The following is a 24582-nucleotide window of genomic DNA, read 5'->3' as shown; positions in this document are numbered from 1 at the left end:
CTGCAGGCGGAACGGCTCCAGGCTGCCGTCGCCGAAGCCCACGTCGGCGATCCACGGCTGACCGTCGAGTTCGACCAGCAGCACCAGGTGGTTGCCGATCGTGAAGTCGCCCATCATCTCGCGCATGGCGGCGCCGGCCATGCGGGTGACCTTGAAGCCGATCTCGGCCAGGGCCGCGCCGAAGACTCCATTCATTTCGTAGCACCAGCCGCCGCGCCGCCGGGTGACGATCTTGTCGAACGCCGCGGCCGGATCGGGGGTCACCGGCCGGCCGAACTGGACGTCGAGGTTCTCGTAGGGGACCGCCTGCAGGTGGGCGTAGTGCAGGGCGCGCAGGGTCGCGAGGTCCGGCCGCACGTCCCCGGCGTAGCCGATGCGGTCGAGATAGGCCGCGAGGTCCATGGCCCGCTCTACTCGGCCTTGGGCGGGGCCATGGCGCCCTGCACGAGGGCCACGATCTCCGGGCGTATGTTCTCCGTGCCCTTCTCCATCATGTGCTGGACGATCCGCGCGCCCACCGCGCCGCGCACCTGGGTGGTGAACTCGTCCTTGTTCGCCTTGACCCAGGCCATGGAGGCCGCCCGGTTGTCGTTGAGGTTCTGGAACGCCGGGAAGACGTATCGGGCCATCAGTTCGTAGGAGTGTTTCGTCGCGCCCCAGTTCGCCCAGTTGTGGGCCATCAGCAGGAAGGCGCCGAAGCCGCCGCTTTCGTCGACCAGCTGTTGGATGCGGGCGACGGCGTCGTCCGGCGTTCCGACCACCGCCATGCCGCTTTCGACCATCGCCTTGATGGGATCGTCGCCCTCCGGGACGATCGGCAGGTTGGCGATCTCGCGGAAGTAGAAGATCCACTTCTCCAAGCCGAAGCGGATGTCTTCCATCGCCTGCTCGCGGGTCTCGGCGATGTGCATGGGGCCCACGAGGCGCCAGGCGTTGCGGTCCATGGTCTGGCCATGCTCGGCGCCCTGCTCGGTGGCGATCGCCCAGTTGGAGGCCAGCGCGTTGAACCCGGCCGTGGAGGTGGCGCCGAGCGAAAGCAGACCCAGGCCATGCTGGCCGGCGGCCCGCGCGCCGGTGGGCGACACCTGGCTCGCCACCGCGATCTCGACCCGCGGCCGGGAATAGGGCGTCATCTGCAGGCGCGCCTTGTCGAGCTCGAACCAGTCGGACTTGTGGGTGACTTCCTCGCCCTGCAGCAGGCGCACGATCACGCCCAGCGCCTCGTCCATGCGGTCGCGCTGCTTGGCGACCGGGATGCCCATCATGAAAGCGTCGGAGACCAGCGCGCCGGGTCCTGCGCCGAACATCACCCGGCCGCGGGTCATGTGGTCGAGCTGGTTGATCCGGTCGGCCAGCATCAGCGGGTGGTGGTAGGGCAGGGAGGAGACGCCGGTGCCCAGGCGGATGTGCTTGGTCCGCTCGGCCGCCGCGGCGATGAACACCTCCGGCGAGGCGATCAGTTCATAGGCGGCGGAGTGGTGCTCGCCGATCCAGGCCTCGTCGAAGCCCAGTTGCTCCATCCACTCCACCAGCTCCAGGTCCCGCTGGATCGCCAGCGTCGGGTTCTCCTCGATGGGATGGAACGGCGCGATGAAGGCGCCGAAGCGCAGGCGCTGAGGCAGCATGGGCTTTCCCCTTTGGTTTGCGGAGACCTTAGGCGGCGGACGTGGCGGAAAGCTAGCTTACCTCCCGCGCGGAGCGGGGGCCTTGTCCCGCACCCGTTCCAGGAACTTCAACACCGCCAGCTCGAACGCGCGGTCGCTGGTCCCAGGCTTCAACGGCAGCTCGCCTGCCTCATAGGCCTCCAGCACGGCGGGATGGATGTAGGCCTTGCGGCAGACGGCGGGGGTGTTGCCGAGCACGCCGGCCACGGCCTTTACGCAGATGACGACGTTGTGCCTGGCCTCGGCCTCGCTGGCCCACCTGGGCAGGGTGACGAGCGCGCCGGCCGCGGCGATCGTCCCGGCCCAGGTGCGGATGTCCTTGGCGGAGAAGTCCTCGCCCAGCACGTCGCGCAGGTAGGCGTTGACGTCGGCCGACTCCACGCTGTGCCGCCGGCCGTCGTGGTCCAGGTACTGGAAAAGATGCTGGCCGGGCAGGTCCTGACAGGCCTTGACGATGCGGGCCAGGCGCCGGTCGCTGAAGCCGGTCCTGTGGACCTTGCCGCTCTTGCCGCGGAACTCGAACACTGCCTTCCGGGCGCCGATCTTCGCGTGGCGGTCCCGCAGGGTGGTCAGGCCGAAGCTCCGGTTGGCCCGGGCGTATTCCTCGTTGCCGACGCGGATCAGGGTGATCTCCATGACCCGGATCACCGCAGCCAGCACCTTCTCGCGCGGCAGGCCGTGGCGTGCGAGGTCGCGCTCGACCTGGGCGCGGAGCTTGGGCAGCGCGCGGCCGAAGGCGATCAACCGGTCGTATTTGTGGAGGTCGCGCACCTCGCGCCAGCGCTCATGGTAGCGGTACTGCTTGCGGCCCTTGGCGTCGCGGCCGGTGGCCTGGATGTGGCCGCGCGGGCTCGGGCAGATCCAGACGTCGGTCCAGGCCGGCGGGATGGCGAGCTTGCGAATCCGGTCGAGGGTGGGTTCGCCGGTCACCGGCTTGCCGTCAGGGTCCAGGTAGTTGAAGCCGTGGCCGGCCTTGCGGCGGCGGATGCCGGGATCGAGGTCGCTGACGTAGGTGAGACCCGCAGCCTGGACGTCGGCCTCCGGGATGGTTTGTTCCGCAAGGCCCCGGGCCACGACGCGCCTCCTCAGGCTGCGCCAACGTGGTATGCGCGGGCGCGGTTCCTCGCGGTTTCGGGAGAGGCCAAGCCCTTGAACTATCGCCACGCCTTCCACGCCGGGAACTTCGCCGACCTGGTCAAGCACGCCGCCCTGCTGCAGCTGCTCGCCCGGCTGACGGCGGCAACCGGCCCGCTTAGCGTGATCGACACCCATGCCGGCCGCGGGCTCTACGACCTGGCGGGGCCGGAGGCGAAGAAGTCGGGCGAGGCCGACGCCGGGATCGTGCGGCTGATGTCGGCTCCGGGCGCGCCCGCCGAGTTCGCCCCGTTGACCGCGGCGGTCCGAACCCTGAACGCAGGCGGGCCGGCGCGGCGCTATCCGGGCTCGCCCTGGCTGATCGCCCAGGCGCTGCGGCCGGGCGACAGCTACCTGGCCTGCGAACTGCGGCCCGAGGAGCACGCGGCCCTGCGCGAGCTGATGAAGGCCCGGCGCGGCGTCCGAACGCTGTGCGCCGACGGCTATGACGCCGCGGTCGCCCAGGTCCCGGCGTCGGGCCTAGCGCTGGTGCTGATCGACCCGCCGTTCGAACGGGCCGACGACTACGTCCGGATAATTGAGACCCTGGTCGGCGTGCGGCGGCGCAATCGGAGGGCCACGGCGCTGGTCTGGCTACCGCTGAAGGACCTGGAAACCTTCGACGGCTTCCTGCGCGACCTGGAGGACGAGATGCGGGCGCCGGTGCTGGTCGCCGAGACGCGGATGCGGCCGCTGACCGATCCCCTGAAGATGAACGGCTGCGCGCTCGTGCTGCTGGGCGCTCCGGCGGACATGGCCGGAACCTTGGAGGCCGTCTGCGGTTGGACTGCAGCGACCTTGGGGGAAGCCGGCGAGGGGCGAGTCTACGGCGTCTGACGCCGCCGAACGGCGGCTGATCACAATGTTGGTTTCACGGATGTTTCGCACTAGCGAGATCGAACAGCGTGATATGTTGCGTCGCACAATCCACGCAGGAGAAACGCCCATGTCCTTCGCCCCGAACACCGATACCGGCGCCCAGACTTTTGCCGGCGCCCAGACCTTCGCCAAGCCGGATGTGCTGCTTCGCGTTCCCGTGGGCCTGGCTTCGCCGCTCTGGGGCCTGTTCGCCGGCGCCGCGATGAGCGGGGCGGCCTGGTGGTGGATGACCCGCTGGGCGCAGCCGGAGAACCTCGAGGCGATGTTCGGGGCCGCCTTGAAGACCCAGCCCGCCGTCGAGCCCGAGGCCCCCGCGCTTGCCGCGCCCCTGGCCGAGCCGGTGATGGAAGCTGCGCCTGAGCCTGAGCCGACGCCTAAGCCCGTTCTCGAAGTCGTGGCCGAAGCCGCGCCGGAACCGGTCCTCGAAGCCCTGGTCGAAGCGCCGGCCGCGCCGCTGGCGGTGGGCGGCGAAGCCGCGCCGATCTCACCGGTGCTGGAGATCCTCGCGCCGGAGGTCGTCGACGATCCGGCCTTCGCGACGCCGAAACCGAAGAAGCCGGCGGCGCCCAGGCCCGTCTGACTTTGCGCGGACCCGCTCCTGCGCCTACAACTGCTTAGGCCGCGCGCTTTGAGGCGGCCTTGGGGCAGGAGGGGTCTTGAAGCGGGTCTTGGACATCGCCGGCGCCTCGGCGGGCCTGGTCCTGCTGTCGCCGCTGCTCGCCGGGCTGGCGATCGCCGTGCGTCTGGATAGCCCCGGACCGGCGTTGCATTGGTCGCGCCGGGTGGGGCGGGGGAACCGCATCTTCGCCATGCCCAAGTTCCGCACCATGCGCACCGGCGCGCCGAACGTGGCCACCCACCTGATGGCGGATCCGGACCGCTGGGTGACGCCGCTCGGCCGCTTTCTGCGCCGCACCAGCCTCGACGAGCTGCCGCAGCTGTGGAGCGTGCTGAAGGGCGACATGAGCCTGGTGGGGCCAAGGCCCGCCCTCTTCAACCAGGACGACCTGGTGGCGCTGCGCACCGAGGCCGGGGTGGATGCGCTGCGCCCCGGGCTCACCGGCTGGGCGCAGATCAACGGGCGCGACGAGCTGCCGATCCCCGAGAAGGCCAAGCTCGACCGGGAGTACCTGGAGCGCATGTCGTTCTCCTTCGATCTGCAGATCATCGCGGCCACGGCGCGCTCGGCGCTCTCCGGCCGAGGCGTGACCCATTAGGGTTTAGGGCGCCGAACGCGGTCCTCGCGCGTTAGGGTCGCTTGGACGGCCCGGAGCAATCGTTTGAACACCGGTACGGCGACAACACCCGAAGCGGTCGGCGACGACCAAGGTGCGCCGCAGCAGTCTGCGCGCCGCCGTCGTCGCGCGCTGCTATGGACCGCGGGGTCGTTCCTGGCGCTGGCCGCCGGCGCCGCGGTCGTGGCGGCCGTTTGGGACTGGAACTGGTTCCGCGGCCCGCTCGCCTCGGTCGCCTCGGCCAGGCTGCACCGACAGGTCAGCATCACCGGGAACCTGCGGGTCCACCCCTGGTCCTGGCAGCCCAGCGCCACCGTGGACGGCGTCCACGTCGCCGACCCTGCCTGGGCGCCAAAAACGGGGACCGGAAATCTCGCCGACATCGACCGGATGGCCGTGCAGATCCGGCTGATCCCGCTGTTCGCCGGCCGCCTGGACCTGCGGCTGCTGGAATTCGACCGGCCGCAGGCGCGGCTCTATCGCGACGCGCAGGGGCGCTCGACCTGGGACTTCTCGGACGGCGCCAAGCCCGACCAACCGCTGCGCCTGCCGCCGATCCGCAAGTTCGTCATCGATGGCGGCAAGCTCGACTACCGTGACGAGAAGCGGAAGCTGACCTTCACCGGGACCATCGACGCCAAGGAGCAGTTGGGCGTCCGCAACCGGGGCTTCGAGATGGTCGGCCAAGGGTCGCTCAACGCGCAACCGTTCCACCTGCAGGTGACCGGCGGGCCGCTGCTCAATATCGACCGCGACAAGCCCTATCCGTTCGACGCCGACATCCGCGCGGGGGCCACCTATGTGACCGCCCAGGGCGCGGTGCCGAAGCCCTTCGACCTCGGCCAGTTCTACATGAACACCACCGCCCGCGGCCCGGACCTCTCGGACCTCTACGGCCTGACCGGCGTGCCGCTGCCGAACACCCCGCCCTACACGCTGCATGGCCGGCTCTCGCGCAACGTGCACCTGTGGCGGATCGACGGGCTGGGCGGCCGGGTCGGCAGCTCCGACCTTACCGGCGCGCTTTCCGTGAAGACCGGCGGCAAGCGGCCCTTCCTGACCGCAAACCTGCGCTCCCGCAGCCTCTCCTTCCCCGACCTCGGCGCATTGTTCGGCGGCGGGCCGAAACACGGGAAGATCGCCTCGCCGTCGCAGATCGCGGTCGCCCGGAAGCTGCAGGCCGAGCAGCGGATCTTCCCCGACGCCACCTTGAATTTCGACCGTATCCGCAGCCTCGACGCCGACGTGACCTACAAGGCCGCCTCGATCACCGACGCGCCGATCCATCTGCGGTCCGGCTCGACGCACGTGAAGCTCGACGCCGGCCTCTTGAAGGCCGATCCGGTCGAGCTGGACCTGCCTCAGGGCCACATCGTCGGTACTGCCCAGTTGAATGGCCGCAAGGCCAATGCCATCACTGACCTTGACCTGCGGCTGTCCAACGCGCGCATGGAAAGCCTGCTGCCGTTGCGGTTCCAGGGCGCCCCCCCGGTCGCGGGCGCGCTGGTCGGCAGGGTCAAGCTGCATGGGACCGGCGACTCCGTGCACGACGCGATGGGCGACGCCAACGGCGAGATGATGGTCGTCGTGCCGGGCGGAGAGATCCGCGAGTCGCTGGCCGAGCTGGCCGGCGTCAACGTGATCAAGGGCCTGGGCCTGCTGTTCTCGAAGGACCAGACGACGACGCCGATCCGCTGCGCCGTCGCCCACTTCAAGGCCGAAGGCGGAGTCATGACCGCCGACCGGCTGGTGATCGATACCGCCCCGGTGCTTATCGAGGGTGGCGGGACGATCAACCTCGACACCGAGGAGATGAACCTCAGGGTGCAGGGCCATCCGAAGAAGTTCCAGTTGGTGCGGCTGCTGGCGCCGATCACGTTGGAGGGTCCGCTCCGTTCGCCCAAGGTCAAGGTCGAGAAGGGCCAGGCCATCGCGCAGGGCGGCGTCGCCCTGGCGCTGAGCGCGGTGCTCTCGCCGCTTGCGGCCCTGCTGCCGTTCGTCGACGCCGGCCTCGCCAAGGACGCCAACTGCGCAAGCCTCCTCGCCGAGGGCAAGGCGCAGGGCGTTCCGGTGAAGCCCGCCGCACAGCCAGGCCGGACGTTGACGCCGCCCCACTGATCCCGTCACATCGCCGCGACCCGACGCAGTTCCCGAGGAGACACGCGCCATGGCGCTGAAGACGATCATGACGGCGCTGGCCGTGACGGCTGGGCTGGGCCTGGCGACGGCCGGCGCGGCGCTGGCCGTCGAGACGCAGCCGGTCCCGACGACCCCCGGCGGCAAGGCCCTGGTCGCGCGCCAGGCGCACTTCAAGGAGCAGGGCGCGGCCTTCAAGGCGATCGGCGACGAACTCAAGAAGGACACGCCGGACAAGGCCGTGATCGCCGCAAACGCGACCAAGGTGAAGGGCACGGCCGCCGCCCTGCCGAGCTGGTTCCCGAAGGGCAGCGGCCCCGAGACCGGCCTGAAGACCGCGGCCAAGCCGGACGTCTGGACCGATGCGGCGGGCTTCGAAGCGGCGGCGATGAGGCTGCAGGCCGAGACGACGAAGCTGGCGGACATCTCCGCCGGCGGCGACCTGGACGCCATCAAGGCGCAGTTCCGCGCCACCGGCGGCGCCTGCAAGAACTGCCACGACAAGTTCCGCGTGCCTGAGCAACACTAAGGGCCATGACTGGGCGTGGGACAACGCCAGGCGCCGCAGCCGTTCGGGCGCGGCTGTGGGACGGGCCCACACGCATTGTCCACTGGGGCCTTGTCGTCCTGATCGCCTTTGCCTGGTGGGCGGGGGAGGCGGGCCGCATGGACTGGCACCGGTGGGCCGGCTACGCGGTCCTGGGGCTCCTGGCGTTCCGGCTGATCTGGGGATTCGCAGGCTCCGCCACCGCGCGGTTCGCGAGCTTCGTGCGCGGCCCGGCCGCAACGCTGGCCTACCTCAGGACCCTGCCCAGGCGCGCGCCGAGCGCGGTTCCCGGCCACAATCCGCTGGGCGCCTGGAGCGTGCTGGTGATCCTCGCGGTTCTGATCGTGCAGACGGTCACCGGGCTGTTCGCCGTGGATGTGGACGGCATCGAGTCCGGGCCGCTCTCCGACAGGGTGAGCTTCGACCTCGGCCGCCAGTTCGCCCATTGGCACCACCTGACCTTCTGGGCCCTCGAGGCGCTGGTGGCGCTGCACGTGGCGGCGGTGGCTTTCTACCTGATCTACAAGCGCTCGAACCTGGTCGGGCCGATGGTCTCCGGGCACGGCCAGTTCGCGCAGGATCCGGGCTTGAGCTTCGCGCCCCTGTGGCGTGCGGTGCTGGCCGCGGCGGTGGCCGTCGGAATCGCCTGGTGGGCGGCCAAGGGGTTCAGAGTCTAGCCGTTTTTCCAGGCGGGGCGGGAGGCCGTCGGGGCCGCGGCTACCGCTCGGCGGCGTCCCTCAGGCATTTCAGCCAGGCGTCCTCGCGGGCCTTCTCGGCTTCGCGCAACTGGGCCTCGGCGTCGCGGACGGCGGCGTCGTGCTTGCGCCATTCGGCGACCGCGCCCTCGCGCGCCGCGCGGGCGGCTTCCAGGGTCGGAAAGCGGGCCAGCACGGCGCGCACCGAATAGCTCACCGGGGGCCCCACCGTCTCGCGGTCGGGATAGAAGCCGGTGATGGAGTCGTGGCTCTCGGTCTCGATGTGGAAGACGTCCGCCCAGCCGGCGTGGTGGCGCATCAGGGCCCAGGGCCGTTCCATCCGCTCGCTCACCGATATCTCCTAAAAGTCGTCGTGTTCGAATCCGCCAGCCGGCGGTGTGGCGCGCAAACTAGCGTGACCCGCCCCGGGCTCCAACGTCGCGTGCGCGCGATTTGGGCTTCCGTCGCGTGCGCCTTCCATGGAAAAGCCTTGGCCATTGATTTGATCCTTTGATTCCGAGAGCGATTTCCTTTGGCCAAGATCGTCATCGCCCAGCAGTTCTGCGGGCCTCCCGACTCCGGCAACGGCGGCTACGTCTGCGGTGTCCTTGCCAGGGACATCGACGGCCCGGCGACCGCGGTGCTGCGCGCCCGTGTGCCTTTGGACGCGGACCTGGAGCTGACGCTCTCCGACGACGCGGCGGTGATGACCGACGCCCAGGGGACGCTGATCGGCCGTAGCGACGCCGCCGAGCTGGAGCTCGAGGTCCCGCCGCCGCCGACGCTGGAGGCCGCGCGCCGGGCGATGGCGAGCTACATCGCCCATGAGCAGCGGGTGCACCCGATCTGCTTCACCTGCGGCGTAGAGCGCGAAGAGGGCGACGGCCTTCGGGTCTTCGCCGGACAGGTCGAGGGCGCGCCGGTCGGCCACGTGGCCTGCGTCTGGACCCCTCACGCCGCTTTCGCCGACGCCGACGGATTGACGCCGACAGAAGTGGTCTGGGCGGCGCTGGACTGTCCGGGCGTCTTCGCCTGGCTGGTCAAGGAAGGCCGCCACGGCGCCCTCTTGGGCACCATGACCGGCGAGGTGATCCGCCGGCCCAAGGTGGGCGAGCCCTGCATCGTCGCCGCCTGGCCGCTGATCCGGGAAGGCCGCAAGGAGACCGCCGGCGTCGCGCTGTTCACCGCCGAAGGCGAGCTCCTGGCCCGCGGGCGCCAGGTCTGGATCATGATGGGCCCGCCACGACAGCCCGCGGCCGCCGCGCTGGACGCCGTCTCCGCCTGAGGCTTGCGCGGCGCGGCGCTTCAGGCTCCAACTTCGCGGGGCTTGTTTAGGGGAGGGACGTTTGCGCGCGGCTTCAGTCTCGGACTATCGGGAGCTCGCGCGGCGACGTCTGCCGAAGATCTTCTTCGAGTACATCGACGGCGGCTCCTACGCCGAGGCCACGCTGGCCCGCAACGTCGCCGACCTGGAAGCGATCGCGCTGCGCCAGCGGGTGATGCGCGACATGTCGCAGCTGGACATGACGGTGACTTCGCTTGGCCAGACCTTCTCCATGCCGGTGGGCCTGGCGCCGGTGGGCATGGCCGGCATGTACGCCCGCCGGGGCGAGACCCAGGCGGCCCGCGCGGCGGCGGCCGCCGGCATCCCCATGTGCCTCTCGACGGTGAGCGTCTGTTCGCTGGACGAGGTGGCAGCGACCGGGGTCGCGCCCTGGTTCCAGCTCTACATGCTGAAGGACCGCGGCTACATGCGCGAACTGCTGGCGCGGGCCAGGGAGGCCGGCTGCCCGGTGCTGGCCTTCACCGTCGACCTGCCGATCCCCGGCGCGCGGTATCGCGACGTGCGCTCGGGGTTCACCGGGTCGAGCGGGCTGTCCGGCGCGCTCAACACGGCCTGGGACGGGCTCACCCATCCGGCCTGGATGTGGGACGTCTGGGCGAACGGCCGGCCGCATACCCTGGGCTCGGTGGCCGGCGCGGTGAGCGACAGCCGGCGGGTCACCGATTTCCTCTCGTGGATCGCCCGGAACTTCGACCGCTCGGTGACCTGGAAGGACCTCGACTGGGTGCGCGAGACCTGGGACCGGCCGATCGTGGTCAAGGGCGTGCTGGACGTGGCCGACGCGAAGGACGCGGTGAAGGCCGGCGCCCAGGGGCTGGTGGTCTCGAACCATGGCGGGCGGCAACTCGACGGCGTGCGTTCCTCGATCTCCGCCCTGCCGGGCATCGCCCAGGCGGTGGGCTCGGACCTGGAGGTCTACATGGACGGCGGAATCCGCTCGGGCCTGGACGTGCTGAAGGCCATGGCGCTGGGGGCCAAGGCTTGCTTCGTCGGCCGCGCCTGGGCCTATGCGCTCGGGGCCGGCGGCGAGGCGCAGGTCGCCAAGATGCTGGCGACGCTGCGCTCGGAGCTGGCGGTGGCGATGATCCTCACCGGCTGCGCCAACATCCGCGACGCCGGCCGCGAGCTGCTCGACGCCGAGACCTGACGGGGCTTCGGTCACGTTTACGGCAACGCGGCGGAATTGCTGCGGCGCCGCGAAACCACTTCCGTGCTTGAGGTGTTCAGCCCCGGTCAGACCGCGTGGAGTAAGGCCCGATGCCGCAGGATTCCTACCTCGCCTATTCGCTCAGCCAAGTCGATGAAGGGTGGCGCTGGAGCGTCTACGACGAGGAGGGGGTCACCGTGGCCGACGGCGCCGACGCCAGTCGTGACGCGGCCGAGGCGGCCGTCGCGTTGACACTGCGGTCGCCGCCGGCGCAAGGCGCGGCTTTCGGCTGAGGCACGGAGCCTGCTAGCTTCCCCGTAACGGCTCAGGTTCCGGGAGGCCCATGCCAACATTCCTGCAACAGCTCCTTCGCCGCATCGAGAGCCGCGCTCTGATCCTGGTGATCGGGGCGGCCGGGGGGTTCTGGGCTTTCTTCAACATCGCCAGCGAGATGACCGAGGGCGAAACCCAGGCCATCGACAAGCGCATCCTGCTGGCGTTGCGAAACCCCGCCAATCCCAGCGAACCGATCGGCTCTTACTCCTTCCAGGAGGCCATGCGGGACGTGACCGCCCTGGGCGGCGTGACGGTGATGACGCTGGTCACCATCGTGGGCGTGCTGGCCTTCCTGATGCATGGCCGACGCTGGCACGCGGCCATCCTGGCGGGGACCGTGCTGTTGGCCGACATCTCCAGCGAAGGCCTGAAGAACCTCTACGGCCGGCCGCGGCCCGCGCTCGTGCCCCACGGGGCCTATGTCTACTCGGCAAGTTTCCCCAGCGGGCATTCGACCCTGTCGGCGGCCACCTTCCTGACGCTGGCCACGCTGATCGCCAGCCTCGAGCCCAATCGCGGGACCAAGATCATGGTCTATGTGCTGGCGGTGCTGCTGGTGCTGGGCATCGGGGTCAGCCGGGTCTACCTGGGCGTCCATTGGCCGAGCGACGTGCTCGCCGGCTGGTGCCTGGGCGCCGCCTGGGCGCTTGCCGCCTGGACCGTCCTCTCGAGGTGCCCGGGCCGTCAGGCGCTGCCAGACCGCGATTGAGGAATGGTAATCGCGCGGCAATCGCCGCCGAACCTCCGGCGGTGCAGTTTGTCGGCTGGGTCACGGGGCGACCGGAGACACTGCATGAAGCGTATTCTGATCATCTCGACCCTCGCCCTGGCCTTGGGCGCCGCTGCGGCGCAGGCCGCGGCACCGCCGGCCGCCTATGCCGGCCACGAGCTCGCCGGCCAGGCCAAGATCGGGCTGGAGCAGGCGCAGGCCATTGCTCTGAAGGCCCGTCCAGGCGCGGTCACCGACCGTGAGCTGGAGAAGGAAGCGGGCGGCAGCGGCCTGCGCTGGTCCTTCGACATCAAGGGCGGCGGCAAGACCTTCGAGGTCGGCGTCGACGCCAAGACCGGGAAGGTCCTCGAGAACAAGGCGGAAGGCCCGCATCCGGACTAGATCCAGCTCCGCGGCGGGCCAAAGGCTTTCCGCGGGCCGAAGATGAGGGCAGGGTTCGGCCATGAAGCTGTTGATCGTGGAGGACGACAAGGAAGCCGCCGCCTACCTGAAGCGCGCCCTGTCGGAGGTGGGCCATACCGTCGACGCCACCTCGACGGGGCGCAGCGGCCTGATGCTGGCCGCCGGCGAAACCTACGACGTGATCATCCTCGACCGCATGCTGCCGGAGATCGACGGCCTGGCGATCCTGCGCACCATCCGCGCTTCGGGCGTGAAGACGCCGGTGCTGCTGCTGACGGCCCTGGGCGGCATAGACGACCGCGTCGAAGGACTGGAGGCTGGGGGCGACGACTACCTGGTCAAGCCCTTCGCCCTGGCCGAACTGCTCGCCCGGGTCAACGCGCTGGCCCGCCGGCCGCCGACCCAGGAGGTGCGCACGGAACTTTCCGTCGCCGATCTGCGGCTCGACCTGCTCAAGCGCACCGTGACCCGCGGCGGCCAGCGGATCGAGTTGCAGCCGCGCGAATTCCAGCTCCTGGAATATCTGCTCCGCCATGCCGGCCGGGTGGTGACCCGCACCATGCTGTTGGAGAGCGTCTGGGACTTCCACTTCGACCCGAAGACCAACATCGTCGAAACCCATATGAGCCGGCTGCGCGGCAAGGTGGACCGCGGCCATGCCCATGAGCTGATCCATACCGTGCGAGGCGCGGGCTATGTGCTGCGCGAGCCGGACTGATGTTCCGCTCCTACACCCTGCGGCTGGCGGCGCTTTACACCGCCGTTTTCGCCCTGTCGGTGGTGGCGCTCGGCGTGATCACGGTCTTCACCACCCGCCAGGCCCTCTCGCAGGAGTTCGACGCCCGCATCGCCGCGGAGTCCGCCGCCCTGGTCCAGGAATACAAGTCCGAAGGCCTGCAGGGCGTGGTCGAGGCCGTGCGCGAACGGGACCGCACGCCGGGGGCCATCGACTATGGCGTGGAGGGGCCGGCCGGAGAGGCGCTGGCCGGACGGCTGTCCGTGAGCCGGGCGCCGCCCGGATGGTCGGTGCTGCGCGATCGCCAGGGCCGGGACGGCGAGTCGGTCCGCGTTCTGACGGTGAGGCTGCCCGACGGTCACCGCCTGCTGGTCGGCGACGAGGAGGAGCGGATCGAGGCGCTCGACGGGGCGCTGCTGCGCGGCTTCGGCGGCGCCTTCCTGGGGGTCGTCGTGCTGGGCGTGGCGGGCGGCTATGCCATGAGCCGCGGAGTCCATCGGCGGCTGGCGGCGATCTCGGGCACGGCGGAGGCGATCATCGACGGCGACCTGGCGCGCCGCGTGCCGGTCCGCGGAGCCAACGACGACCTCGATCGGCTGGCGCTGACCTTCAACCGGATGCTGGACCGTATCGCCGCGCTGATGGAGAGCCTGAAGCAGGTCTCCAGCGATATCGCCCATGACCTGCGCACCCCGCTGACCCGGCTGCGCCAGAAGCTGGAGGCGGGACTGCTGTCGCCGCAGGAGCGCGGCCAGGCCCTGGAAGGGGCGCTCACCGACCTCGACACCATCCTCGACACCTTCGCCGCCCTGCTGCGGATCGCCCAGATCGAGGGCGGCGCGCGGCGCGCGGCCTTCCGGGCGAGCGACCTCGCGGCCATCGGACAGACGGTCGTCGAGGCCTTCGCGCCTTCCGCCGAAGACGCCCAGCAGAGTCTCAGGCTGCAGGCCGAGGCGGCCGTTCCGGTGGTCGGCGATCCCGAACTCCTCACCCAGATGCTGGTGAACCTGGTGGAGAACGCGCTGCGCCACGCCGGCCCCGGGGCGGAGGTCACGGTGAGGGCGGGGCGCTCGGGCGGGGCGGCGACGCTCGCGGTGCTCGACAACGGCCCCGGCGTGCCGGACATCGAGCGAGAGCGGCTGTTCGACCGCTTCTACCGCCTGGAGCGTAGCCGTTCGACGCCGGGGAGCGGGCTGGGGCTGGCCCTGGTGGCGGCAGTGGCCAGGCTGCACGGCGCCGAGGTGCGGCTGATCGGGGCGGCGCCCGGCCTTGAGGCCAGGGTGACCTTTCCGAGAGCCGAGTAACACCGGCACATTGGGATTTCACAATCTCCCTGCCATCGACCGGTCATTGGCGAGGGCCTAGAACCGGTGGATCGAATTGGGGAGCAGAGAGAGACTCATGTCCGTCGCGCGCATCATCGCCGGTTGCCTTGCCACGCTTGCGATCTCGACCGCCGCCCAGGCGGCGGGGTCGGGTTACCACGTGCTAGATCATGTCGCCGGCCCCGACGGCGGCTGGGACTATGTGCGGGTGGATCAGAAGAACAACCGCGTACTGGTGGCCCACGGGACCTCGGTCATGGCCATCGACCTGGCCACCAAGGGGGTGTCCTCCTTCGGGCCCGGCCAGCGGCTGCACGACGCGATGCCGGTGAACGGCGGGAGCGAGGTGCTGGTGACGAATGGTGGGACCAACACGGCGGTGTTCATCGACGTCAAGACAGGCGCCACGGTCGCCACGGTCGACACGGGCAAGGGCCCGGACGCCGCGGCGTTCGACGCCAAGACCGGCCTTATCCTCGTCATGGACCATGCCGGCGGCCAGGTGACCCTGATCGACCCCAAGACCCACAAGGCCGTCGGGACCATCGAGGTAGGCGGCGACCTGGAGGCCGCGGCCGTCGACGGCTCGGGCAAGGCGTTCATCAACGTCGAGAACAAGAACGAGATCGTCGTCGTCGACATCGCCGGCCGCAAGGTGCTGGCGCGCTACGCCCTGAGCGGCTGCGACGGACCCACCGGCCTGGCCTACGACGCTGCCGACAAGCTCCTGATCGCCGCCTGCGACGGGGCGACCGACGTGGTGGACGCCAGGACCGGCAAGGTCCTGCAGACCCTTCCCACCGGCAAGGGCGCCGACGGCATCGCCTACGATCCGCGTCAGAAGCTGGCCTTCGTGCCGGCCGGACGCGCCGGGACCATGGCGGTGATCGCATTGGCCGGCGGCAAGGGAACGCTGGTCGACACCGTCCCGACCCAGCTGGGGGCCCGGACCATCGCGCTGGATGAGCGGACGGGGCGGGTCTATCTGCCCACCGCCCAGTACGTCCCGGCGACCACGCCTGGGGGCCGGCCCACGACCGTGCCGGGCACCTTCCAAGTGCTCGTCGTCGGTAAGTGAGATCCGGGCTCGGCGGTACGAAGAGGGAGGCTCCGCTGGGCCGGGCCGTTGATCGGGGCATGGAGCGTTCCGCTGTCGCGCGGCGGCTCACCGCGCTGCTGATGGCGGCCGGCTTGAGCGGCTGCGCGGTCTACCATCCGAGCCCGCTGCCGGCGGGCCCGAACCTCGCCGAGGCGCCTCAGCGGCTGACGGCGGACCCGGCGCGCCTGCGGGTGGCGCCGCTGAAGACCATCCAGGTCGATGCGCGCGACGGGCTGTCGCCGCTCGAAACCGCGGTGCTGGCCGTGCTGAACAACCCCGACCTGGAAGCCAAGCGCAAGGCGGCGAAGGTCAACGACGCCCAGGTGTTCTTGGCCGGCCTGCTGCCCGATCCGCAGATCTCGGGCTCGCTCGACAGGCCGATCGCCGGCCCTGACCACCAGACGGCCTACAGCGTCGGGGTCGGCCTCGACCTGGCGAGCCTGCTGCAGCGCACCTACACCCGCCGCGCGGCGAGGTTCAGCGCCCAGGAGGCCGATCTCAACCTCCTCTGGTCGGAGTGGACCGTCGCCCAGAACGCCCGCCAGCTGGCCGAGACGGTGTTGGCCGGCGACGCGCGGATCGCGGTGCTGAGCCAGACGGCGGCCCTGGCCGCCGACCGCTATGCGCGCTCGGCCAGGGCGCTCGACCACCACGACGTCAACCTGCAGACCACCGCCGCCGATCTTGCGGTCAAGCTCGATGCGGAGAACCTGCTGTTCACCGCGCGGCACGACACCCAGAAGGCGCGGCGCGACCTGAACGCGCTGCTCGGCCTGCGCGCCGACGTCATGCTGCCGCTCGTTCCCACCCCCGAGGCGCCTGTCTATGACCAGGAGGCTATCGGCCGGGCGCTGGCCAGCCTGCCCGATCGGCGGCCCGATCTGCTGGCGCTGAAGGCCGGCTATGGCGCCCAGGACGCCAATGTGCGCAAGGCGGTGCTGGCGCAGTTTCCGCTCAACAATGTCGGTCTGAACTTCGCCAAGGACCCCGCGGGCGTCGTCACCCAGGGTCTCACCGCCGCCTTCGCCCTGCCGATCTTCAACGGCGGGCGCGGCGAGGTGCGCGTGCAGAACGCCACGCGCGAGCAACTGCGGGCCGAGTACCAGGCCAGGCTTGACGCCACGGACGCCGAGGTCCGCGGCGCCGAGGGCGAGCGGGCGAGCGCCGTGGCGACGACGGCGGTGCTCAGGGTCGAGGTGCCCCGCCTGGAGGCCCTGGTGCGCCCGGCGGTCGCGGCCTACGACCGCGGCGACCTCGACAGCCAGACCTACCTGACCCTGTCCCAGAACGCCCTCTCGCGGCGGGCCGACCTCAACGACAAGACGCTCGCCGCGCGTCTGACCGAAATCGCGCTGGAGACGGCGCTCTTCCTTCCTCCCGCGGAATCGAGAGCCGCCCCATGACCGGTCGACGCCTACTGATGATCCTGGCCGCGGTGGCGGTGGCGGCCGGCGCCGTGGCTGCGGTGGTCCTGCTGCGCGGCAAGGGCGGCGAGGACGCCGGCGAGCCGAACCCCACCGCCGTCGTGACCCTGGCGCCGGTGCGCCGCCAGCTCGTGCAGGACGTGGTCTCGGTTTACGGCGTGGTGCAGGCCGACCCGGCCGGCAGCGTCACCCTCGCTGCGCCCAAGGCGTCGATCGTCTCACGCGTGCTGGTGCGCTCCGGCCAGACGGTGGCGGCCGGCGAGGCGCTCATGGAGATCGCCAACGCCCCGGGCGCCGAGATGGCCTTCAAACAGGCCGCCGACGCGGTGACCTTCGCGCAGACCGACCTCGCCCGCGTGCAGCGGCTCTATGACGAGCGCCTGGCGGCTTCGGACCAGCTGACCGCGGCGAAAAAGATGCTCGCCGATGCGCAGGCGACGCTCACCGCGCAGACCAAGCAGGGCTCCGGCCGGTCGCTGCAGGCGATCAGCGCGCCGCAGGCCGGCGTGGTGACGACGGTCTCGGCCGCGGCCGGCGACCATGTGGCCCAGGACGCCCCCCTGGTGGTGCTGGCTCGCGCCAGCGGGGCCGTCGCGAAGCTCGGCCTGGAGCCCTCCGGCAAGTTCGCCGTCGGCCAGGCGGTGACCCTGCAGCCGGTGTTCGGGGGGCCGCCCATCGTTTCGCGCCTCACCATGGTCGGGCGCGCGGCCGACCAGACCACCAAGACCCTCGACGCCATCGCGCCGCTGAACGGCGCGATCCTGCCGATCGCCGCAGCGGTCCGCGGCGAGGTGGTGACCGGCGCGCGCACCGGCTGGGTGGTTCCCAGGGCCTCGGTGGTGTTCGACGAGACTGGCCCGCACGTCTTCCTGGTCTCTGGCGGCAAGGCCCATCGGGCGTTCGTCGGCCTCGGGCTGGATCATGGGCAGGACGTCGAGATCACCGGCCAGCTTCCCTCCGGCGCCCAGGTCGCCGTCGAGGGGGCCTATGAGCTGCAGGACGGCATGGCGGTGAAGGTTCGCGGCCGATGAACATCGGCCATCTGGTTTCGCAGCGCCGACGCTCGCTGCTCACCCTGCTTTCCATGCTGGTGGCGGGCGGCATTGCGGCCGCCTTCCTGCTGCCTGTCAGCCTGTTCCCGACGGTGTTCTTCCCGCGCATCGCGATCGCCATCGACGCCGGCGACCGTCCGCCGGACCAGATGGAAGTGACCGTCACGCGCCCCGTCGAGCAGGCCGTGCGCGCCATCCCCGGCGTCCAGAACCTGCGCTCCACCACCAGCCGTGGTTCGGCGGAGATGTCGATCAACTTCGCCTGGGGCTCGGATATGGACCTTGCCCTGCAGCGGGTCGAGGCGGCGGTCACCCGGGCGCAGACCACCCTGCCGCCGGGGGTGATGTTCAACGTCCGCCGGATGGACCCGACGACCTTCCCGGTGGCCGCCTACAGCCTGACCTCGGCGCGTGCGACACCGGTGGAGCTGCGGCGCTTCGCCGACCGGGTGCTCGCCCCCTCGCTCTCGACCATCAATGGCGTCGCCCGGGTGATGTCGGAGGGCGGGGCGGCGGGCGAATACCGGATCGAGGCCGATCCGGCCAAGCTCTGGGCCTATGGGCTTTCGCTCAGCGACGTGGCCACCGCCATCTCCGGCGCCAACGTCCTGGCCTCGTCAGGCCGTCTGGAGGACCAGGGCAAGCTGCTGCTGGTGCTGACCGACTCGCGGCTGACCGATCCGCGGCAGATCGAGAACGTGGTGGTGAAGACCACCAACGGGACGGTGCTGCGCGTGCGCGACGTGGCCCAGGTCAAGGCCGCGCCCGCGCCGCAATGGATCCGGGTGACCGCCGACGGCCGCGACGCGGTGCTGGTCAACGTCTATCAGCAGCCCGGCGGCAACACCGTCCAGATCGCCAAGGCGGTGCAGGCGGCGTTCCAGAAGGCCCGCGCCCAGGGGCCGGCCGACATGCAGGTCAAGGCCTGGTACGACCAGAGCGAGCTGATCCTCGATTCCGCCTCCTCGCTGCGCAACGCCATCATCATCGGGGTGGTGCTGGCCGCCCTGGTGCTGCTGGTCTTCCTGCGGGACTGGAAAGTCACCCTGGCCGCGGTGATCGCCGTGCCCGCGGTGCTGGCCGGGACCACGCTGATCCTGAAGCTCATGGGCCAGAGCTTCAACATCATGACGCTGGGCGGCATGGCCGCGGCCATCGGCCTGATCATCGACGACGCCATCGTGATGATCGAGCATATCGAGCGCCGCCTGTCCGAGGCCGCCGACAAGGGCCGGTCGACCATCGAGCGGGCGGTTTCGGAGTTCCTGCGGCCGCTGATCGGATCGTCATCGGCGACCGTCGTCATCTTCCTGCCGCTGGCCTTCCTGACCGGCGTCACCGGCGCCTTCTTCAAGGCGCTGTCGATCACCATGGCGGTGTCACTGACGGTGTCGTTCCTGGTCGCCTGGTGGCTGGTGCCGGTGATGGTCGAGCAGCTAGTCAAGACCCGCAGCCATGTCGCCGAACTCAACCCGAACGGCCGGATCATGAGTTTCTACCGCCGGGCCCTGGAGCGCGCCGTCGGTCGGCCGATCCTGGCCGTGGCGGGCGTCGCAGCCCTGGCGGCTGTCGGCGTGTTGAGCTTCGCAAGCGTCGGCACCGGCTTCATCCCGAAGATCGACGAAGGCGGCTTCATCTTCGACTACATCGCCCCGCCCGGCATGTCGCTGACCGAGACCGACCGACTGATGCGCCAGGTCGAGGCGATCATCCGCGCAACGCCGGACGTGGACACCTATTCCCGGCGCACCGGCGTGCAGCTCGGCGGCGGCCTGACGGAGCCCAATCAAGGCGACTACTTCATCCGCCTCAAACGCACGGGCCGCCGGCCGATCGAGACGGTGATGGATGAGGTGCGGGGCAAGGTCCAGGCGAGCGTGCCAGGCCTGGAGGTCGAGACCGCCCAGCTCATGGAGGACCTGATCGGCGACCTTACCGCCGTGCCGCAGCCCATCGAGGTGAAGCTCTACTCGGACAACGTCGCCCTCTTGCGGCAGACCGCGCCGGCCGTGGCCGACGCCATCGGCAAGGTGCGCGGCGTCACCGAGGTGAAGACCGGGGTGGTGATCGCTGGCGACGGCCTGGAGATCCACATCGACCCGGCGCTGGCCGAGCTGGAAGGCATCGACGCGGGCGAGGCCAGCAAGCAGCTGGAAGGCCTGCTCAGCGGCAATGTGGCGACCCAGATCCAGTCGGGCGCCAACCTCGCCGACGTCCGCGTCTGGACGCCGGAGGCCTCGCGCGCCCGTGTCGGGCAGATCGGCGCCCTGATGTTGAAGTCGCCCGGCGACGGGCATCTCTTCCCGCTTTCGCGGATCGCGACCCTGCGCGTGGTCACCGGTCAGGCGGAGATCGCCCGCGAGAACATGCGCCGCATGGATGCCGTGACCGCCCGGGTCACCGGCCGCGACACCGGCTCGGCGGCCAAGGAGGTGCAGGCCGCGGTCACGAAGGCAGGCGTGCTGCCGGCCGGCGTGACCTTCGAGATGGGCGGTCTGTTCGCCGAGCAGCAGTCGGCCTTCCGCGGCATGGCCCTGGTGTTCGCTGCCGCGGTGGCCGCGGTGTTCGTCCTGTTGCTGGTGATCTACGAGAGCTTCCGAATCGCCGTCACCATCCTGCTGATGCCGCTGGCGGCCGCCTCGGCGGTGGCCATCGGCCTGTGGCTGACCCAGGTCGAACTCAACATCATGGCGCTGATGGGCACCACGATGATCCTCGGCATCGCCACCGAGGTGGCGATCTTCTACTTCACGGAATACGAGGCGCTGCTGGAAGAGGGGGTCGATCCCGAGCAGGCGCTCGTCCAGGCCGGCGTCAACCGGTTGCGCCCCATCGCCATGACCACGCTCGCCGCGATCCTGGCGCTGGCGCCGCTGGCCTTGGCGCTGGGCGGCGGCTCGTCCATGGAACGGCCGCTGGCGATCGCCATCATCTCCGGGCTGATCGCCCAGGGGCCGCTGGTGCTGCTGGCCATGCCGGCGCTCTACAAGCTGCTCGGCGGAACGCGGCGGGGCCGCGAACCGTCCACGCGCGCGGCGCTTGCGGACGGGCCGGCGGCCTAAGCCCGCTTCCTCAGTTCGCTCGCCACCACGGGCGCCAGCTTGCGGGCGATGATCTGCACGCCGCGGGCGTTCGGGTGGATGGCGTCGCCCTGGTTCAGCGCCGGGTTGCGCCCCACGCCGGACAGGAGATTCGGATAGAGGGTGACGCTGTGCGCCTTGGCGAGGGTCGCGAACACCGCGTCGAAGTCGCGGGCGTAGCCGCGGCCGAGCTCGGGCGGGGCGTGCAGGCCGGCCAGCACCACGCCCATGCGGCGCTGCTTCAGGCGGTTCAGGATGCGGTCCAGATTGGTCCGCGTGGTCTTCGGATCGATGCCTTGCAGGAGGTCGTTGCCGCCCAGCGCCACCACCACCACGGCGGTGTCCGGCTGGACGCTGAAGTCGATGCGGCTCGCCCCGTCGCCGCTGGTGTCGCCGGAGACGCCGGCGCCGCGCACCAGGTTGTGGACGCCGAGCTTCTCCAGGGCGAGGTGCAGCTGGGCTGGCAGGGCCGCCTGCGCCGGCAGGCCGAGGCCCGCGGTGATCGAGTCCCCCAGGATGGTCACCACCTGGCCGCGCGCCGCCAGCGCCCGGGCGGGGAGGGCGGCGAGGCCGGCGGCGATCAGCGCGCGGCGGGAAAGCGAGACGGGTCGTGTATCGGCCATGAGCCTGTCCTATTTAGGGGATCGTGTTCCGCGCTCAACTTATCGAAGGATCCCCATTGACCGACGCCCCCGTGCTGAAGACCGGCGCCGACCCGTTGGTCCTGGAGAACGTCTCGCTGACCCTGCCGTCGGCGGCGGGCCCGGTGGAGATCCTTCGAGGCCTCGACGTACGCATCGGAAGCGGCGAGCGTGTGGCGCTGGTGGGGCCGTCCGGGTCCGGAAAGTCCTCGCTGATCGCCGTGGCCGCGGGTCTTGAGCGGCCGACCGGCGGGCGCGTGCTGCTGTTCGGCCAGGACCTGGCGGGCGTCGACGAGGACGGCCGCGCGCGGCTGCGCCGGGGGCGGGTGTCGCTGGTGTTCCAGAGCTTCCACCTGCTGCCCAACATGACCGCCGAGGAGAATGTCGCAGCCCCGCTGGAGATCGCGCGTGCGCCCGGCGCGACGGAGACCGCCAAGACCTGGCTGGACCGCGTGGGGCTGTCGGCCCGCGGCCGGCACTATCCGCACCAGCTTTCCGGCGGGGAGCAGCAGCGGGTGGCGCTCGCCCGCGCGCTCGCCTGCCGCCCGGCGCTGCTGTTCGCCGACGAGCCCACCGGCAACCTCGACGCCGCCAACGCCGCCCACGTGGCCGACCTGATGTTCGACCTGGTGACCGAGACCGGCGCCGCGCTGGTGCTGGTCACCCACGAGGAGACCCTGGCCGCGCGCGCCGACCGCACCGTGCGGCTGCGCGACGGACGCGTGGCCCCGGAAAGCGCCCAACCGAGCCTGACGCCCGCATGATGCCGCTCTCGCTGCGTTTCGCCGGCCGTGAGCTGCGCGGCGGCGTCCGCGGCTTCCGCATCTTCCTGGCCTGCCTGGCGCTGGGCGTCGCCGCTATCGCCGCGGCCAGCTCGACGGCGGAAGCCTTCCGGCGCGGGCTGGCCAGCCAGGCCAGCGAGATCCTCGGCGGCGACCTGGCGCTCTCCGTCCGCCAGCGGCAGTTCACCCCGGCCGAGCGCGCCGATCTGGAGAAGGAAGGCCGCGTCTCCTATTCGGTGGCCTCGATGGCCATGGCCGAGGCGCCCTCGGGCGAGCGGCGGCTGATCGAACTGCGCGGGGTCAACGAGGCCTATCCGCTGGCCGGCAGCGTGACGCTGAAGGGCGCGAGCTCGCTGCAGGCGGCCATCGCGCCGCGCGGCGGGGTGGCGGGCGCGGTGGTCGAACAGCCTTTGCTGGACCGCCTGCACCTGCAGGTCGGCGACCGGTTCCTGGCCGGCAACCTGCCGCTCGTGGTGCGGGGCGTCCTGATGGAGGAGCCCGACCGCCTGTCGCGGGGCTTCGCGCTCGGTCCCCGCGTGATCGCGAATATCGGCGCGGTGGAGCAGGGCGGCTTCCTCGCCCCCGGCCTGCCGTTTGGCGAGACGGCGCGCGTGGCCCTGCCGCCCGGCGCCCCGCTGGAGGCGGCCAAGGTCCGGCTGCGCCAGGAACTGGGCGGCATCGTGCGGATCCGCGACCGGAACGACGCGGCGCCCGGCATCCACCGGCTGATCGACCAGCTGGAATACTTCCTGGGCTTCATCGGCCTGGCCTCGCTGGTGGCCGGCGGGCTCGGCGTGTTCGGGGCGGTCAGCGCCTATCTGGAGGTCCGCAAGCCGGTCATCGCCACCCTCAAGGCGCTGGGCGCCGAGGGCCAGCTGGTGCGCGACATCTACCTCATCCAGATCGGCCTCCTGGCGGCGCTGGGCGTGGCCATCGGGCTGACGATGGGAGCCGCCGCGCCGCTGGTCATGGGCGCGCTGGTCAAGGACAGCCTGCCGATCCCGGCCCTGTTCGCCGTCTATCCGGGGCCGCTGCTGAAGGCCGCGGGCTTCGGCCTGCTCTCGGCCGCCGCCTTCTCCCTCGCTCCGCTTGGCCGCGCCCGCTCCACGCCACCGGCCAGCCTGTTCCGCAGCGACCTTTCCGGCAGCCTGAAGATCGGGCCGGAGATCGTGGGCGCGGTGCTGGCGGCGGCGGGCCTTGCGGCCATGGCGGTGATCACCGCGCCGACCAAGCTGGCGGCGGTGATCATGATCGCCGGCGTCGCGGTCTCCTTCGGCCTTCTGTGGGCGCTGGGCGCGGGCGCGGCGTGGGCGGCCGGCAAGGCGCGCGCGGGATCGAGGGGTCCCTTGCGCATCGGCCTGGCCAACCTCGCCGGCCCGCACTCTGCCGCGCGCACGGCTTCGCCGGCCATCGGCCTGGGCGTCGCGCTTCTTGCCGCCGTGGTGCTGATCCAGTCGGCGCTCCTGAACCAGGTCGCGGAGATCGCGCCGCGCACCGCCCCGGCGCTGGTGTTCACCGACATCCCGGGTGATCGGACCGCGGCCTTCGACGCGGCGGTGACGCACGCCTTCGGCCGGCCGTTGACGCAGAAGATCTACCTGCGCGAGCCCTTCGTCACCGGACGGATCACCAGGGTGCGCGGCGAGCCTGTGGTCGCCGAGCGGATCGCGCGCCAGGACCGCTGGGCCTACGACAGCGACATCTCCATGTCCGCCATCGGACCGCAGCCGGAGAATCCCGGCATCACCGACGGCCGCTGGTGGCCGGCCAACTACGCCGGGCCGCCGCTGGTCGCCATGGACGTCGACGTGGCCAAGGGCAAGGACGTGAAGATAGGCGATGCCGTGACGCTCTCCGTGCTGGGCCGCGACATCGACGCCCGCGTGGCGGTGCTGCGCAAGGTCGACTTCGGCGGCTTCGGCGCGAGCTTCCCGCTGGTGGTGACGCCGCAGGCGGTGGCCGGCGCGAACCTGCGGCAAGTGGCCATCGCCAAGGCCTCGAAAGCGCAGGAGGCCGCGGTGATCCACCAGCTCGGCCGCGACTTCCCGACCGTGAACGTGATCTCGGTGCGCGAGCAACTGGAGGCCGCCACCAGCCTCTTCGACCGCCTGGCGCTGGCGGTGCGCGGGGCGGCGGCGGTCGCGGCCTTGGCGGGGCTGCTGGTGCTGGCCGGCGCCATCGCTGCGCGGGCCC

Annotated in this window: 24 protein-coding genes; 19 read left to right on the top strand and 5 right to left on the bottom strand. The window is 71.0% G+C overall.

Features of this window, described 5'->3' with window-relative positions; genetic code table 11:
• The 3 genes from JWP28_RS16615 to JWP28_RS16605 all read right to left on the bottom strand — a co-directional run.
• Nucleotides 1–402 (bottom strand): arylamine N-acetyltransferase (locus tag JWP28_RS16615; RefSeq protein WP_299544651.1); only part of this gene is annotated, 402 nt, incomplete at its 3' end.
• A gap of 8 nt (nt 403–410) precedes the next feature.
• Entirely contained in the window at nt 411–1625 is a 1215-nt protein-coding gene (locus JWP28_RS16610; protein ID WP_299544650.1) for an LLM class flavin-dependent oxidoreductase, read from the bottom strand.
• 57 nt (nt 1626–1682) lie between these two features.
• Nucleotides 1683–2738, bottom strand: a complete 1056-nt coding sequence (locus JWP28_RS16605; RefSeq protein WP_299544648.1) for a DNA topoisomerase IB — start codon at nt 2736–2738, stop codon at nt 1683–1685.
• A gap of 75 nt (nt 2739–2813) precedes the next feature.
• Here JWP28_RS16605 and rlmJ point away from each other — a divergent pair, with 75 nt between their 5' ends.
• The 6 genes from rlmJ to JWP28_RS16575 all read left to right on the top strand — a co-directional run bounded on the left by rlmJ (nt 2814) and on the right by JWP28_RS16575 (nt 8272).
• Nucleotides 2814–3635: a 23S rRNA (adenine(2030)-N(6))-methyltransferase RlmJ gene (rlmJ, locus tag JWP28_RS16600; RefSeq protein ID WP_299544646.1), complete on the top strand. Its 822-nt coding sequence runs from the start codon at nt 2814–2816 to the stop codon at nt 3633–3635.
• Between the two features lie 109 nt (nt 3636–3744).
• Nucleotides 3745–4257 (top strand): hypothetical protein, encoded by a 513-nt coding sequence (locus JWP28_RS16595; protein WP_299544644.1) that lies wholly within the window; start codon nt 3745–3747, stop codon nt 4255–4257.
• A 76-nt stretch (nt 4258–4333) separates the two neighbouring features.
• Nucleotides 4334–4894, top strand: a complete 561-nt coding sequence (locus JWP28_RS16590) for a sugar transferase (RefSeq protein ID WP_299544642.1) — start codon at nt 4334–4336, stop codon at nt 4892–4894.
• A gap of 63 nt (nt 4895–4957) precedes the next feature.
• Nucleotides 4958–7030 carry an AsmA family protein gene (locus tag JWP28_RS16585; RefSeq protein ID WP_299544640.1) on the top strand — a complete coding sequence of 691 codons (2073 nt, stop codon included), beginning with the start codon at nt 4958–4960 and terminating at the stop codon, nt 7028–7030.
• A 49-nt stretch (nt 7031–7079) separates the two neighbouring features.
• Entirely contained in the window at nt 7080–7577 is a 498-nt protein-coding gene (locus JWP28_RS16580) for a cytochrome c (protein ID WP_299544639.1), read from the top strand.
• Between the two features lie 5 nt (nt 7578–7582).
• Nucleotides 7583–8272, top strand: coding sequence for a cytochrome b/b6 domain-containing protein (locus JWP28_RS16575; protein ID WP_299544637.1), 690 nt, complete (start codon nt 7583–7585; stop codon nt 8270–8272).
• A 40-nt stretch (nt 8273–8312) separates the two neighbouring features.
• On the opposite strand, the gene JWP28_RS16570 is transcribed toward JWP28_RS16575, so the two are convergent.
• Nucleotides 8313–8642, bottom strand: coding sequence for a hypothetical protein (locus JWP28_RS16570; protein ID WP_299544635.1), 330 nt, complete (start codon nt 8640–8642; stop codon nt 8313–8315).
• Nucleotides 8643–8822: 180 nt separating this feature from the next.
• Between JWP28_RS16570 and JWP28_RS16565 the strand changes: the two genes are divergently transcribed.
• From JWP28_RS16565 to JWP28_RS16515, 11 genes are all read left to right on the top strand, one after another.
• Nucleotides 8823–9575: a hypothetical protein gene (locus JWP28_RS16565; RefSeq protein WP_299544633.1), complete on the top strand. Its 753-nt coding sequence runs from the start codon at nt 8823–8825 to the stop codon at nt 9573–9575.
• A 61-nt stretch (nt 9576–9636) separates the two neighbouring features.
• Nucleotides 9637–10782 (top strand): L-lactate dehydrogenase, encoded by a 1146-nt coding sequence (locus tag JWP28_RS16560; RefSeq protein WP_299544631.1) that lies wholly within the window; start codon nt 9637–9639, stop codon nt 10780–10782.
• 110 nt (nt 10783–10892) lie between these two features.
• On the top strand, nt 10893–11075 hold the full coding sequence (locus JWP28_RS16555) for a hypothetical protein (protein WP_299544629.1): 183 nt from the start codon (nt 10893–10895) through the stop codon (nt 11073–11075).
• 50 nt (nt 11076–11125) lie between these two features.
• Nucleotides 11126–11827 (top strand): phosphatase PAP2 family protein, encoded by a 702-nt coding sequence (locus tag JWP28_RS16550; RefSeq protein ID WP_299544628.1) that lies wholly within the window; start codon nt 11126–11128, stop codon nt 11825–11827.
• Nucleotides 11828–11911: 84 nt separating this feature from the next.
• Nucleotides 11912–12229 (top strand): PepSY domain-containing protein, encoded by a 318-nt coding sequence (locus JWP28_RS16545; RefSeq protein WP_299544626.1) that lies wholly within the window; start codon nt 11912–11914, stop codon nt 12227–12229.
• Nucleotides 12230–12290: 61 nt separating this feature from the next.
• Entirely contained in the window at nt 12291–12968 is a 678-nt protein-coding gene (locus tag JWP28_RS16540) for a response regulator transcription factor (RefSeq protein WP_299544624.1), read from the top strand.
• Nucleotides 12968–14290, top strand: coding sequence for an ATP-binding protein (locus JWP28_RS16535; protein WP_299544622.1), 1323 nt, complete (start codon nt 12968–12970; stop codon nt 14288–14290). The genes JWP28_RS16540 and JWP28_RS16535 overlap by 1 nt, the downstream gene beginning before the upstream one ends.
• Nucleotides 14291–14387: 97 nt before the next feature.
• Nucleotides 14388–15389: a YncE family protein gene (locus JWP28_RS16530; RefSeq protein ID WP_299544620.1), complete on the top strand. Its 1002-nt coding sequence runs from the start codon at nt 14388–14390 to the stop codon at nt 15387–15389.
• A 59-nt stretch (nt 15390–15448) separates the two neighbouring features.
• Nucleotides 15449–16813: a TolC family protein gene (locus JWP28_RS16525; RefSeq protein WP_299544618.1), complete on the top strand. Its 1365-nt coding sequence runs from the start codon at nt 15449–15451 to the stop codon at nt 16811–16813.
• Entirely contained in the window at nt 16810–17865 is a 1056-nt protein-coding gene (locus JWP28_RS16520) for an efflux RND transporter periplasmic adaptor subunit (protein ID WP_299544616.1), read from the top strand. Before JWP28_RS16525 ends, JWP28_RS16520 begins: the two co-directional genes overlap by 4 nt.
• A complete protein-coding gene (locus JWP28_RS16515; protein ID WP_299544615.1) occupies nt 17862–20948 on the top strand; it encodes an efflux RND transporter permease subunit in 3087 nt (1028 codons plus the stop codon). Before JWP28_RS16520 ends, JWP28_RS16515 begins: the two co-directional genes overlap by 4 nt.
• On the opposite strand, the gene JWP28_RS16510 is transcribed toward JWP28_RS16515, so the two are convergent.
• Nucleotides 20945–21589: an arylesterase gene (locus JWP28_RS16510; protein ID WP_299544614.1), complete on the bottom strand. Its 645-nt coding sequence runs from the start codon at nt 21587–21589 to the stop codon at nt 20945–20947. The two genes, JWP28_RS16515 and JWP28_RS16510, sit on opposite strands and share 4 nt — an antisense overlap.
• 71 nt (nt 21590–21660) lie before the next feature.
• Here JWP28_RS16510 and JWP28_RS16505 point away from each other — a divergent pair, with 71 nt between their 5' ends.
• Entirely contained in the window at nt 21661–22371 is a 711-nt protein-coding gene (locus tag JWP28_RS16505; RefSeq protein WP_299544652.1) for an ATP-binding cassette domain-containing protein, read from the top strand.
• Nucleotides 22368–24582: ABC transporter permease (locus JWP28_RS16500; RefSeq protein WP_299544612.1), on the top strand; the 2215-nt coding region annotated here is incomplete at its 3' end. The genes JWP28_RS16505 and JWP28_RS16500, both read left to right, overlap by 4 nt.

Source organism: Phenylobacterium sp. (genome assembly GCF_028290885.1).
In the GTDB taxonomy this organism is placed as follows: Bacteria; Pseudomonadota; Alphaproteobacteria; order Caulobacterales; family Caulobacteraceae; genus Phenylobacterium.
This window is presented reverse-complemented; position numbering and strand designations above follow the sequence as displayed.

What these genes read in the sequence shown, in the direction of transcription:
- JWP28_RS16610 (WP_299544650.1), bottom strand. Translation starts at nt 1,625, where the DNA reads ATGCTGCCTCAGCGCCTGCGCTTCGGCGCCTTCATCGCGCCGTTCCAT.
- JWP28_RS16595 (WP_299544644.1), top strand. Translation starts at nt 3,745, where the DNA reads ATGTCCTTCGCCCCGAACACCGATACCGGCGCCCAGACTTTTGCCGGC.
- JWP28_RS16580 (WP_299544639.1), top strand. Translation starts at nt 7,080, where the DNA reads ATGGCGCTGAAGACGATCATGACGGCGCTGGCCGTGACGGCTGGGCTG.
- JWP28_RS16575 (WP_299544637.1), top strand. Translation starts at nt 7,583, where the DNA reads ATGACTGGGCGTGGGACAACGCCAGGCGCCGCAGCCGTTCGGGCGCGG.
- JWP28_RS16555 (WP_299544629.1), top strand. Translation starts at nt 10,893, where the DNA reads ATGCCGCAGGATTCCTACCTCGCCTATTCGCTCAGCCAAGTCGATGAA.
- JWP28_RS16550 (WP_299544628.1), top strand. Translation starts at nt 11,126, where the DNA reads ATGCCAACATTCCTGCAACAGCTCCTTCGCCGCATCGAGAGCCGCGCT.
- JWP28_RS16545 (WP_299544626.1), top strand. Translation starts at nt 11,912, where the DNA reads ATGAAGCGTATTCTGATCATCTCGACCCTCGCCCTGGCCTTGGGCGCC.
- JWP28_RS16540 (WP_299544624.1), top strand. Translation starts at nt 12,291, where the DNA reads ATGAAGCTGTTGATCGTGGAGGACGACAAGGAAGCCGCCGCCTACCTG.
- JWP28_RS16535 (WP_299544622.1), top strand. Translation starts at nt 12,968, where the DNA reads ATGTTCCGCTCCTACACCCTGCGGCTGGCGGCGCTTTACACCGCCGTT.
- JWP28_RS16530 (WP_299544620.1), top strand. Translation starts at nt 14,388, where the DNA reads ATGTCCGTCGCGCGCATCATCGCCGGTTGCCTTGCCACGCTTGCGATC.
- JWP28_RS16525 (WP_299544618.1), top strand. Translation starts at nt 15,449, where the DNA reads ATGGAGCGTTCCGCTGTCGCGCGGCGGCTCACCGCGCTGCTGATGGCG.
- JWP28_RS16520 (WP_299544616.1), top strand. Translation starts at nt 16,810, where the DNA reads ATGACCGGTCGACGCCTACTGATGATCCTGGCCGCGGTGGCGGTGGCG.
- JWP28_RS16515 (WP_299544615.1), top strand. Translation starts at nt 17,862, where the DNA reads ATGAACATCGGCCATCTGGTTTCGCAGCGCCGACGCTCGCTGCTCACC.
- JWP28_RS16510 (WP_299544614.1), bottom strand. Translation starts at nt 21,589, where the DNA reads ATGGCCGATACACGACCCGTCTCGCTTTCCCGCCGCGCGCTGATCGCC.